General features: G+C 63.6%; 13 protein-coding genes. 5 read left to right on the forward strand and 8 right to left on the reverse strand.

All coding sequences use genetic code 11. The features are described from left to right. Positions 1-870 (reverse strand): D-alanyl-D-alanine carboxypeptidase family protein (locus tag B3V69_RS07605; RefSeq protein ID WP_296445281.1); only part of this gene is annotated, 870 nt, incomplete at its 3' end. Positions 871-1,295: 425 nt separating this feature from the next. Here B3V69_RS07605 and B3V69_RS07610 point away from each other — a divergent pair. Further along, positions 1,296-1,574, forward strand: coding sequence for a hypothetical protein (locus tag B3V69_RS07610; protein ID WP_296445283.1), 279 nt, complete (start codon positions 1,296-1,298; stop codon positions 1,572-1,574). A 10-nt stretch (positions 1,575-1,584) separates the two neighbouring features. After that, complete coding sequence (locus B3V69_RS07615; RefSeq protein WP_296445286.1) at positions 1,585-2,907, forward strand: lytic murein transglycosylase; 1,323 nt, start codon at positions 1,585-1,587, stop codon at positions 2,905-2,907. Between the two features lie 79 nt (positions 2,908-2,986). On the opposite strand, the gene B3V69_RS07620 is transcribed toward B3V69_RS07615, so the two are convergent. From B3V69_RS07620 to B3V69_RS07645, 6 genes are all read right to left on the reverse strand, one after another. Continuing rightward, a complete protein-coding gene (locus B3V69_RS07620; RefSeq protein WP_296445287.1) occupies positions 2,987-3,649 on the reverse strand; it encodes a TetR/AcrR family transcriptional regulator in 663 nt (220 codons plus the stop codon). Positions 3,650-3,726: 77 nt separating this feature from the next. After that, entirely contained in the window at positions 3,727-4,743 is a 1,017-nt protein-coding gene (locus B3V69_RS07625; RefSeq protein WP_296445289.1) for an ABC transporter substrate-binding protein, read from the reverse strand. A 26-nt stretch (positions 4,744-4,769) separates the two neighbouring features. Beyond that, positions 4,770-5,717, reverse strand: coding sequence for an ABC transporter permease (locus tag B3V69_RS07630; RefSeq protein ID WP_296445291.1), 948 nt, complete (start codon positions 5,715-5,717; stop codon positions 4,770-4,772). After that, positions 5,714-6,610: an ABC transporter permease gene (locus B3V69_RS07635; protein WP_296445293.1), complete on the reverse strand. Its 897-nt coding sequence runs from the start codon at positions 6,608-6,610 to the stop codon at positions 5,714-5,716. Before B3V69_RS07635 ends, B3V69_RS07630 begins: the two co-directional genes overlap by 4 nt. Then, positions 6,603-7,442, reverse strand: a complete 840-nt coding sequence (locus B3V69_RS07640) for an ABC transporter ATP-binding protein (protein WP_296445295.1) — start codon at positions 7,440-7,442, stop codon at positions 6,603-6,605. The genes B3V69_RS07635 and B3V69_RS07640 overlap by 8 nt, the downstream gene beginning before the upstream one ends. 147 nt (positions 7,443-7,589) lie before the next feature. After that, positions 7,590-8,699, reverse strand: a complete 1,110-nt coding sequence (locus B3V69_RS07645) for a DUF2855 family protein (RefSeq protein ID WP_296445297.1) — start codon at positions 8,697-8,699, stop codon at positions 7,590-7,592. A 51-nt stretch (positions 8,700-8,750) separates the two neighbouring features. Here B3V69_RS07645 and B3V69_RS07650 point away from each other — a divergent pair, with 51 nt between their 5' ends. Continuing rightward, positions 8,751-9,443, forward strand: a complete 693-nt coding sequence (locus tag B3V69_RS07650; protein WP_296445299.1) for a TetR/AcrR family transcriptional regulator — start codon at positions 8,751-8,753, stop codon at positions 9,441-9,443. Between the two features lie 154 nt (positions 9,444-9,597). On the opposite strand, the gene B3V69_RS07655 is transcribed toward B3V69_RS07650, so the two are convergent. After that, positions 9,598-10,461: an amidohydrolase family protein gene (locus tag B3V69_RS07655; protein ID WP_296445301.1), complete on the reverse strand. Its 864-nt coding sequence runs from the start codon at positions 10,459-10,461 to the stop codon at positions 9,598-9,600. A 141-nt stretch (positions 10,462-10,602) separates the two neighbouring features. Between B3V69_RS07655 and B3V69_RS07660 the strand changes: the two genes are divergently transcribed. Together B3V69_RS07660 and B3V69_RS07665 are read left to right on the forward strand one after the other, a co-directional pair. Further along, entirely contained in the window at positions 10,603-11,388 is a 786-nt protein-coding gene (locus tag B3V69_RS07660; RefSeq protein ID WP_296445302.1) for a crotonase/enoyl-CoA hydratase family protein, read from the forward strand. A gap of 10 nt (positions 11,389-11,398) precedes the next feature. Next, positions 11,399-11,898: AMP-binding protein (locus B3V69_RS07665; RefSeq protein ID WP_296445304.1), on the forward strand; the 500-nt coding region annotated here is incomplete at its 3' end.

The raw sequence follows: 11,898 nt of genomic DNA on the forward strand, positions 1-11,898 counted from the left end.
GCTGTGGGTATTGAGGATGACCGTGATCAGGCGCATCTCGTTGCGCTTGGATGAGGTGACCAGGCAGTAGCCGGCCGCTTCGGTGTGGCCAGTCTTCAGTCCGTCAACGGTGGGATCGGTGTAGAGCAGGGCGTTGCGGTTCCCTTGCTTGATACCGTTGTACTTGAACTCGCGTTCCGCGTAGATCGGGTAATAGTCAGTGCTGTCGTGGATGATGGCGCGCGCCAGGATGGCGAGGTCACGCGCAGACGACTTGTGCGCCGGGTCGGGCAGGCCCGTGGGATTCACGAAATGCGTGTGCGTCATTCCAAGGTGTAGGGCTTCGGCGTTCATCAGCTTGGCAAAGCCCTCTTCGGAGCCGGCCATGTGCTCGGCAATCGCCTTGGACGCGTCGTTGCCCGACTGGATGATGATGCCGCGCAGGATGTCGATCACCGTGGCCTGGCTGTTCAGCGGCAGATACATGCACGACTCGCTGCTCGAACCTCGGCACCAAGCGTTCTGACTTACCGAGACCAGGTCGGTTTGCTTGAGCTTGCCGGAGCGGAGGGCCTGCTCGACCAGGTAGCTTGTCATCATCTTGGTTAGCGACGCCGGCGGCAGCGGTTCGTCAGCGTTGGCCGAGGCGAGCACCTCGCCGGAGTCGAAGTCCATCAGCAGCCATGCCTTGGCGGGCAGCGCCGGTGGGCTGCCCGCCAAAGCGGTCTGAGCAGCAAGTGGCGGCGGGGCGTTCAGGTCGGCCGCGGCCTTCTTGTGAGACGCGGGCTTGGTTGCGTGGTGTCTACCCGCGAAGGCCACCGAGCCAGGAACCAGGGCGCCCGCGGCGATTGCGAAGAGGACAGGGAGGATGGAGAAAGTCTTGATTTGCATGGCGTTTACGGTCAAAGCACCGATTGTCGCGAATCGGCGCCGGTTGTCTATCGTACGATGTTGCCGATCGGACTGGAAATGACCCACACGATCGGAAAAGTCTGACCCGGCCGTATTGCGCAGCGGCCTTTTGCGACACTGTCCGTTGCTACTTGTGCAGTGAGTCAGTCCCGCTAAGCACAGCGAGATGATGTCGCGTGGCTTTCCGATCTGGCCGCCCGTTTGGCCAGCGAGGTTCAGCGGGCCCGCGCCCGTGCGGAACTGCTCGCATTGCGCACGGTCTGGGAACGCCTGGATAGAGATCGCTCGGGAAATCGGGGTGACGCCGGAAGGGCTTTACCGCGAACCGCCCAGTGACTGCTTTATGGCGCTGCACACCAAAGACCGGAACTGGTCGTCAAGAGTCAGCCGCGATCTCAAATCCTATGACTGGTAACGCGTTCCTGTCGCAGGTAATCCACCTCGTCAAGCAGGCCCAAAAAAGCAAATCGAAGACGCAGAACCTCGCCGACACTGCGGCGATGTGGCTCACTCTCATGGCGCTGGTCAGCGGTGCGCTCACCTTCCTGGTCTGGTTGCTGTTCATGGACCGGGAGCTTGCATTCGCGATCGAACGTGCCGCGATGGTGATCATGCAATGCAACGAACCAGTCGCAGTGCACCGTCATCGGTACCGAGGGCGTCAGATCACCCTGCTTCCATAGAACGACGAAAATGGAAAGCATGCAAACACCATCCCTTTTTCCAGCGTCAGCCCGCTGCGGATTTGTTCCCGCGTTGCTGGCGATCTTCGTGCTTGCGGGGTGCGCCTCCACACCGCCGGTCGAAACCACGGCACCAGCCCCATCGATAGTCAGCACCAACCCGACGCCGACCGAATCCGTTGAGGTCGAACACAGCCAGAAATTTGCCCGCTGGGTGGCTGAGTTCAGCACCCGCGCACGCGCGGCCGGTATCGATGAGGCAACGCTGCACATCGCGTTCGACAACGTCCGCTTCGTCCCCAGCGCCATCGCGTCGGACCGGGCGCAGCCCGAGTTCACCCGCCCTGTGTGGGACTACCTGGACAGCGCTGTGTCGCCGCAGCGCATCGCGCGGGGAGAGGCCAAGCTGCAGCAACTGCGCTCCGCCGCGAATGTCGATGCGAATGTTGGCGTAGAGGCCATAGCGGCGCGTTACGGTGTGCCGGCAGAGGTGCTGGTCGCGATCTGGGGCCTGGAGAGCAGTTACGGCAGTTTTGTGGGCGACATCCCGACCATCGACGCCTTGGCGACGCTGGGATTTGAGGGCCGTCGCGAGGAATGGGCGCGTGGCCAGTTGCTCGCCGCTTTGAAAATTTTGCAGAACCGCGATATCGACCGCGCGCAGATGGTGGGTTCGTGGGCGGGTGCGATGGGCCAGACGCAGTTTCTGCCATCGGCCTTTTTGGCCTATGCGGTGGATGCCGATGGTGATGGCCGACGCGACATCTGGGGCAGCGTGCCCGATGTGATGGCTTCGACCGCCAACTTCCTGGCACGCTCTGGATGGCAGGCTGGTCAGCCCTGGGGGCTGGAGGTGCGCTTGCCGCCAGGTTTTGACTACGCGCACGCCGACGCCGATGTGCGCCAGCCAAGCGCCCAATGGGCGGCTGAGGGCGTGCAAACCATGGACGGCGCGCCGCTGCCGGCCTTGGCCGACAGCTCTATCCTGCTTCCGGCGGGCGCACGCGGGCCGACCTTTTTGGTGGGGCCGAACTTCCGCACCATCCTGCGCTACAACAACGCGACCAGTTATGCGCTCGCCGTCAACCTGCTGGCGCATCGGCTGGCCGGCGGCGCCGTGGTGCAGGCACCCTGGCCGCGCGACTTGCAGCTACTGTCGCGCAGCCAGTTGCTGGCGTTGCAGACGGTGCTGAACGCGCATGGCTTCGACAGCGGCACGCCCGACGGCATGCTGGGCCCGGCCACGCAACGCGGCGTTCGCCAATACCAGCGCAGCCTGGGCCTGGCGGCGGACGGCTATCCGACCCTGGACCTTCTGCAGCGCCTGCAGTGACGAAAAATTTAGCATCAAATCGGGCTCTAGCCCCCGCAGAATATGCGCAGACAGCTCCTGAAAACATAGCAATCGGAGGCTAGCCAGCCCCCAAACCACAGCCGCGCAAAATCAGCGACACCACATGTTCGGTGGCGCGCGCATAGTCTGGCGCGCCCAACTCGGGGCGGCCCAGCACGGCGCGCACTTGCACATCAAAGTCGGCATAGGTCTGGGTCGCAGCCCAGATGGTGAAGAACAGGTGCACCGAGTCCACCGGCGCCATGCGCCCGGCGCTGATCCAGCCGTCGATGACCGCCGCCTTGGCCAGCACCATCTCGCGCAACTCGGTGGCCAGCAGGGCTTTCACCACCGGGGCGCCGTGCAAGAGCTCGTTGGCGAACACCTTGGAGGCATGGGGCCGCTGCACCGACAAGGCCATTTTGTCGCGAATATAGCGTTCAATCGCCACCCGGGGATCGGCCTGGGGCGTGATGCCATGGGTCGGCAGCAGCCAGTCTTCCAGGGTGCGCGCCAGCACGGTGCGGTAGAGCTCCTGCTTGCTGCCAAAGTAATAGTGCAGATTGGCCTTGGGCAGACCCGAGGCTTCGGCAATCGCCGCCATGGTGGCGCCGCCAAAGCCGGCGCCGGCAAACACGCGCTCGGCCGCGTCCAGAATCAGGGCCTCGTTGGCCTGGCGAATCTGGCCTTTGGCCGCATCATCGGACACGCGCGCCGACTTGCGGATGGGGATAGGCATCATGATGTGAAGAAGAAGGGGCCGTACCCGTCAGAATAAGACCCCTGGTCGCAAAAAACGGCAACTTGCCTGGGAGAAGCTCACTTCTGGGCCGCTTCCCACACCACGTGCGAGTAGGCGGCTTTGCCCGGATCTTTTTTGATCACCGGGGAGCTGCCCGCGACCAGCAGCACCTTGACCGTGCGCTCATAGGCGGCCGGCTCCAGGTAGCCGATCTTGGGCGTACCCGCGGTGGTGATGAGTTTGGCCACATTGTCCATCTGGCGTTTTTGCACTTTTTCGGTGGTGCTGCCGGAGGTGTCAGCCGCCACCACGATCTTGGCGGCCTCGGTCGGGTTCTTCACGGCATCGTTCCAGCCCTTGAATGTGGCTTTGAGGAACTTGCCCATGCGCGCGACGAAAGCCGGGTCCTTCAGCTTGGACTCCAGCACATACAAGCCGTCTTCGAGCGACGCCACGCCCTGCTCTTCATAGAAGAAAGTAATGAGGTCGCGTTCCTTGATGCCGGCGTCCACCACTTGCCAGTACTCGTTGTAGATCATGGTCGAGATACAGGCGGCCTGGTTCTGCAGCAGCGGGTCGACGTTGAAGCCCTGCTTGAGGATCTTGATGTCGGTGTCGGCCTTGTAGCCGAGCTTGGCCATCCAGTTGAGGAAGGGGTATTCATTGCCGCCGTACCAGACGCCCAGGGTCTTGCCCTTGAAATCTCTGGGGCTGGTCACGCCGCTGGACTTTTTGCAGGTCAGCATCAAGCCGGAGCGGTTGAAGATCTGGGCGATGTTGACCAGGGGCACACCGGCTTCGCGCGCGGCGAGGGCATCGGGCATCCAGTTCACCACCACGTCCGCGCCATTGCCGGCAATCACTTGCACTGGCGAGATGTCCGGGCCGCCGGGTTTGATGGTCACGTCCAGGCCCTCGGCCTTGTAATAGCCTTTGCTTTGCGCCACGTAGTAACCGGCAAACTGCGCTTGCGGCAACCACTTGAGTTGCACGGTGACCTTGTCCGCCGCGCTGGCACTGACGCCGACAGCCGCACCGCAGACGGCGAGCACCGCGGCCAGCAGGCGGTTGGTGAACTTGGAAGAACGAATCATGGGAAGCTCCTTGGGTTGGGGGGGGTTTAACCTTCACGCACCGACGGGTGCCAGAACGCGGCACGCCGCTCCAGTTGCACCAGCACCGCATAGGCCACCGAACCTGTGACGGCCGCCACCACGATGGCGCCCCACACCAGCGGCATGTTCATGCGGGCGGCCTCGGTTGAAATGCGAAAGCCCAGCCCGGAGGTGGGTGAGCCAAAAAACTCGGCCACGATGGCGCCGATCAGGGCCAGCGTGGCGTTGACCTTGAGCGCGCCAAACATGAAGGGCAGCGCGGCCGGCAAGCGCAAGGCGAGCAAGGTGCGACCGTAACTGGCCGCGTAGCTGTACATCAGCTCGCGCTCCAGTTTGCCCGATGCCTTGAGCCCGGCCAGGGTCGACACCAGCATCGGGAAGAACGTCATCAGCACCACCACCGCCGCCTTGGATTGCCACTCAAAACCGAACCACATCACGGCGATCGGCGCCACGGCGACCAGGGGAATCGTGCTGGTCAGGGACGCCAGCGGCAACAAACCGCGCTGCAGGAAAGGCAGGCGGTCAATCGCCACCGCCACGCCGAACCCCAGCCCCGAGCCGACGGCCCAACCGATCAGCACCGCCTTGAGCACGGTTTGCACAAAGTCGCCCCACAAGGTGGACCCATGGCTGGCCATGGATTGCATGATCAACGCGGGCGGCGGCAACAAGACCCTGGGCACCTCCAACGCCACCACCAGCAATTGCCAGAAGTAGATTACCCACACGCCAAACAAGGCCGCCGTCAGCAGGCCGTAGACGCGCCCAGCGTCGAGTGCGGCCATGCGCCGGATCGACTGCACGGCCAGCAGCGCCAGCACGGCCGTGGCGCCCCAGAACAGCGCGCTCGGTGGCGTCTCCCCGCGGGCGGACGGCAGCTGCATCAGCAACGCACCACCCACCAGGCAAGCCAGCACCCACAGCACGGTGAGTTGGGTGGCGCGTTTCATGACTGCCCCCGGTGCCGCAACACGATGCGCTCAACGCCGGCCACCACACCGGTCAGCGTCAGGCCGAGCAAGGCCGACATCACCAGCGTCGACCAGATCTGCACCGTGTTGCCGTAGTAGGAGCCGGTCAACAGCCGCGCGCCCAAACCGGCCTGTGCGCCGGTGGGCAGCTCGGCCACCATGGCGCCGACCAGGCCGGCCGCAATGCCAACCCGCAAGGCGGGAAACAAGAAAGGCAAGGCGGCAGGCAAGCGCAGCAACCACAAAGCCTGCCAGCGACTGGCGGCGTAGGTGTGCAGCATCTCGGTCTCGATGCGCTGGGGTGAGCGCAAGCCTTGCACCATGGCCACCGTCACCGGAAAAAAACACAGGTACATGGCGATCACGGCTTTCGGGGCCACGCCGGCAAAGCCCAGACTGCCCAGAATCACCAGCACGATCGGGGCAATCGCCAGCACCGGCACGGTTTGCGAGGCCACGATCCAGGGCAGCAAGGCCCGGTCCAGCGTGCGCGAGTGAACAATGCTCACCGACAGGACCAAGCCCAGCAAGGTGCCCATCACAAAGCCCCACAGCGTGGACTCTGCCGTCACGGCGACGTGGTACAGCAGGTTGCGCGGCGAGTCCAGCGGCCAGTCCACCAAGCCGGACCAGAAATCGAGTGCCACCTGATGGGGCGCGGGCAGCACCGGACGCTGCATATGCATGGTGGCCGTCAACAGGTCTTGCCAGGTCCATGCCTCGTCGGGGGGCAATACGCGCTCGATCGCGCCGGGCGCGTTGAGCAGCCAGGCGCCCGCGTACCAGGCCAGCAGCACCGCCAGCAGCAGCACGGCCACCGGTAAGCCCTGCTGGAGACGCGCCGTGACGGCTTTCCAGGCGCTGTCAGTCATGGTGACCATCGGCCAGGGCTTCGCGCACCGCGTGCGCCACTTCAGTGAAGGCCGGGCTGTCGCGCAGCCCCAAGTGCCGCTCATCCGGCAACTGGGAGTCAATCACCTTGACAATGCGCCCGGGACGCGGCGACATCACGACGATGCGGGTCGACAGGTAGACCGCCTCGGCAATCGAGTGGGTCACGAACACCACGGTGCGGCGCTCCCGCTGCCACAGCTGCTGCAACTGTTCGTTGAGGCGGTCGCGCGTGATTTCGTCCAGCGCACCAAAGGGTTCATCCATCATCAGAATACGCGGCTCAAACGACAGGGCGCGCGCAATCGACACCCGCTGCTGCATGCCGCCGGACAGCTGCCAGGGGTACTTTTGCTCAAAGCCGGTCAGCCCGACACGGGCCAGCTGCTCCAGCGCGATGGCCTTGCTGTCGGCCTTGGAGCGGCCCTGGATCTGCAGCGGCAGGGTGACGTTGGCCAGCACCGTGCGCCACGGAAACAGGGCGGGCGCCTGAAACACATAGCCATAGGAACGCGCCAGGCGGGCCTCATGCGGCGTGACGCCGTTGACCAGCACCTGGCCGGCGCTGATCTTCTCCAGATCGGCGATCACGCGCATCAAGGTGGTCTTGCCGCAACCCGAGGGGCCAATCAGCGCGACGAACTCGCCTTCCCGAATGTCCAGGTCAATACCTTCCAGCGCGTGAACCGGTGAATCGCTCGCCTGGTAGATGACGCTGGCGTTGCGGACTTCGACGGCCAGCCGCGCACTGGCCAAGGGCGTGACCAGCGCAACGGCAGCGGGCGACCGTGATGGCATTTCAGGATTGTTCATTGACACGAAAAAATTGATGGGTCTGCACCAGAAAGAAGAAGCTAACCGATTGGTCAACTAATTCTAGCGAGGCATGCCAGTTTCGTGCCACAAATCTCATGCGGGTTTGTACGGCTCCCCACAGCCTCCTGCGCTACTGCGCTCAGTTCACCCCAGCATCACCACATGCCCCTGAAGTGGATCAATACGCCCGGCATGCAGATCGGCAATCAGCGCCTGCGCCGCTTCAAAGCCTTGATGCTCGACCAGCTGCATCCAGGGTGTGGCCGGATCGCTCACGCGGCGGATGAAAGCCAGTTGCGCCTCATTGAAGCGCTGGTTGACCACGGCGTGGCCCCAATCGGCATTGCGTTTGCGGATCTGCACCGGGGCGAAGTAGAACTTGGGCTCGGGGCCGGGCAGCCCGGTGTCGCGCAGGAAGTTGGTGTTCTGCGCCGAGCCGGCGAAACAGTCGTACACCAGCTGATCGCCGAGGTGGTGATGGATTTTTTCGCGCAAGGCCTCGTCCCCTGAAAAGTCCACATACAGCGTGGGCTGGGTCGCGTCGATGGAGGCGAGCTGCTCGTAGCCCACGGTCTGGTCGTAGCAGCCCAGGCCTTCGACGAAACCCTGGTTGCGCGCCGAGGTCAGCGCGATCAATGGGATGCCCTTGTCGACGTAGGGCCGCAGAGCAAACGCGGTGCCGTAGGCGGTCTTGCTCGATGCGCTGGACAGCACCAGTTGGGTGGCGCCGAAGAAGGCGTTGTCCTGCAGAAAGTCCGCCAGCATGAAGGAGGTGATGAACAAGGGGCGCACCAGCATCTGGTAGTTTTCGTCAGCGGCACGGTAAGCCGGGTCGGCGCTGCAGCGCGTGTACTGGTTGTAGGCCGAGGTGAGCGCGCGCCGATGCTCGGCACCGTCATAAAAGCCGCGTGGCGTGACGCGCTCCGGGCGCACCCGCAAATGGCTGGCAACGGGAAAGTAGCCATAGAAACGCTCGCCAATCTCCACGCCGTCCACGGTGGACGCCACCACATCGGCAAAGCCCCAGACCGGCATATGGCCCCACTGCGGCTGGTGGGTGGGGAAGAAGCCCCAGTACTGCATGGCGTCGCCAAAGGCCGCGTAGGTGATGTTGTTGGTGGTGATGGCGACACGGTTGATTTTGAGCAGCGCCTCGCCCGGCGCCGGCGCGGCTTGCGGGCCGACATCGAGCTGACTGTGATTCAATGCATCTTTGCGGGTCAGCAGTCGCGTGAGCTGAAGATTTTGGTTCATGGGGCGTTTGTCCTGGGTGTGGTTTTGGGGTTGCAAAATCGGGTCAATTGAATGTACCGTCGTCCTCTCTCCAGCGGGTTCGGAAAACCGCAAGCCGCCTCGGCCGAGGCCCCCACGCCACGCGCCAAGCCCTTGAAGCGGCCGCTGCAGGCGCGTGCCAAGTTCACCGTTCAGGCCATTTATGACGCCTTTGTTCGGATTTGGCGGAGTGACGGCTGGGGCGGACTCACCACCCGCGCCGTGGCGCTGGAAACCGGGGTCTCGGTCGGCACCTTGTACGACTATTTCCCGAGCAAAGACGCCTTGCTGTCAGGCTATGTGCGCCATTGCATGGACACGTTGCTGCAGGCGATTGAGGCGCAAGCGGTGCAGGCCAGCGGGCTCACATGGCGGCAGCGCGTGCAGACACTGGTGCGTCTGAGCTGCGGCGTGCGCGCGCCCGAGCTGCCCTGGTTTGATCCCGAGATGCTGCTGCTGGAAGCACGCATCGCCGAACCCAAGCACCATCGCCGCGTGCATGACGAGTTGCTGGCGGCGTGGACCCGGGTGCTGGACGCCTGTGATGATCTGGCACCCCGCCCAAGGCCCGCCACGGTGCAGGCGCTGCATCTGGCGGTGTGGGGCGGGCGCCGCTATGGTTTGCTCGTCAAGCTGAGCCAGCCCGAAGCCGCCGAGTGGGCGCTTGAAATGGAGCGCGTGTGCGTGGCGGCGCTGCAGGGGGGCGCTGCGGGCCTTCAATCCTGAAGTGTATGTGCGTTTTGAGCACGTTGCTGCGGGTGACGATCGTCAGCTTTTCGGCACCGGATACGTCAGAATTTCCACTTCCCCGACGCGGTCACTAGCCAAAGGCAGCAATCGGCCGGCCAGAGCCGCGTGCGCCTGAAACCGATCACATCTCTCAACCCAGTCCCAGCAAGCGCACCGCGTTGCCTTTCAAGATGCCGGGCATCACCTCGGGCTTGAAGCCCGCTTCCTCAAAATCCTTCATCCAGCGATCGGGCGTGATCAGCGGGTAGTCGCTGCCGAACAGGATGCGGTCCTTGAGCAGCGTATTGGCGTACTGCACCAGTTGCTTGGGGAAATACTTGGGGCTCCAGCCGCTCAGGTCAATCCACACATTGGGCTTGTGCGTGGCCACGCTCAGAGCCTCGTCCTGCCACGGAAAACTGGGGTGGGCCATGACGATCTGCATGTCGGGGAAATCAATCGCCACGTCGTCCAGATGCATGGGGTTGCTGTAGGCCAGGCGCAGGCCGCCGCCGCAGCGCATGCCGCTGCCAATGCCGCTGTGCCCGGTATGAAAGATGGCCGGCAATTTGTATTCATTGATCACCTCGTAGATCGGCCAGGCCATCTTGTCGTAAGGGTGATAGCCCTGCACCGTGGGGTGGAACTTGAAGCCCTTGATGCCGAACTCCTCGATCAGGCGGCGCGCCTCACGCGCGCCCATCTTGCCCTTGTGCGGATCGATGCTGGCAAAGGCCATCATCATGTCCGAGTTGGCCTTGGCCGCCTCGGCAATTTCTTCGTTGGGAATCCGCCGGCGCCCCATTTGCGTCTCGGCATCCACCGTGAACATCACCAGGCCAATCTTGCGCTCCCTGTAGTAGGCAATGGTCTCGGCAATGGTCGGGCGGCGGCTGTTGCGAAAGTACTTGTCCGCGGCCCGGTCGTACTCCTCGCCATAGCTGTCAAACGGGTTCCAGCAACTCACTTCGGCGTGGGTGTGAATGTCGATGGCAACAAGGTTTTTATGGTCCATGAAGGTCTCCAGAGGGTGGGTAAATGGCTAGGGTAAACACCAAGAAAAATGGCGGGGCAGGCGCTTGAATTGCTTATATCTTATAACCATAATCGATTCCACCCGAAAAATCAAATATTTCCAAAACACCCGCCATCGCCCATGAAAAACACCCACCCCATTCACCTCGAACTGCGCGGGGAGCAGCAGGAAGTCGCCGTCATCCGCCTGACCCGCAAGGCCAAGCGCAATGCGATCAATGACGCCCTTGTCCTGGCCTTGCGCACGCTGTTCGATGAGTTGCCGACGACCGTGCGGGCCGCGGTGCTGGACGGCGAAGGCGAACACTTTTGCGCCGGTCTGGATCTCAGTGAACTCAAAGAGCGTGATGCCGGCCAGGGCCTGCACCATTCGCGCATGTGGCACGCCGCGCTGGAGCGGGTGCAGTTTGGCACGGTGCCAGTGATCGCCGCACTGCACGGTGCCGTCGTCGGGGGCGGGCTGGAGCTGGCCAGCGCCTGCCATATCCGCGTCGCCGACGACACCACTTTCTATGCCTTGCCCGAAGGCACACGTGGCATTTTTGTCGGTGGCGGTGGCTCGGTGCGCATCCCCAAGCTAATTGGCACAGCCCGCATGACCGACATGATGCTCACCGGGCGCGTCTACAACGCGCAAGACGGTGAGCGCATCGGCCTGGCGCAATATCTGGTTCCGCAAGGCCAGGCGTTCGAGAAGGCGCTGGCGCTGGCGGTGCGGGTGGCGCAGAACGCGCCCCTCACCAACTATGCGCTGATGCATGCCCTGCCCCGTATTGCCGAGCAAACCACGGATCAGGGCCTGTTCACCGAGTCCCTGATGGCCGCGATCGCCCAGAGCGCGCCGGAAGCCAAGTCGCGGATGTCGGCCTTTCTCGACGGCAAAGCCGCCAAAGTGAAACCCACGTGAGCAACACAAAATGATGGCGCCCAAGTACCGACCGTTCACGTTTGGCGTCACCCGGGTTGACCTGCGCGAAGGCGCTGACGGCGTGAGCTACCTGACGGCCCAGCAAGCGCTGGGCGATTACGCACAGCGCATCACCGACCGTTTGCTGCACTGGGCCAGCACCACCCCGGACCGCAGCTGGATGGCGCGCCGCGTCAGAAACCCGGATGGCAGCAGCGGCGACTGGCGTCACATCACTTATGCGCAGGCGCTGCGCAGCGCCCGCAGCATTGGCCAGGCCCTGCTGGACCGTGGCCTGAATGCCGAGCGCCCGGTCGTCATCCTGAGCGAAAACGACCTGGAACATGCGCTGCTGGCACTCGGCTGTCTTTACGCCGGTGTGCCTTATTGCCCGGTGTCACCGGCCTACTCGACCATCAGCACCGACTATGAAAAGCTGCGCCATGTGCTCACCACGCTGACGCCCGGCCTGGTGTTTGCCAGCGACGCCAGCCGCTACGGCAAGGCGAT

This window comes from Rhodoferax sp. UBA5149 (genome assembly GCF_002413825.1).
Lineage (GTDB): Bacteria > Pseudomonadota > Gammaproteobacteria > Burkholderiales > Burkholderiaceae_C > Rhodoferax.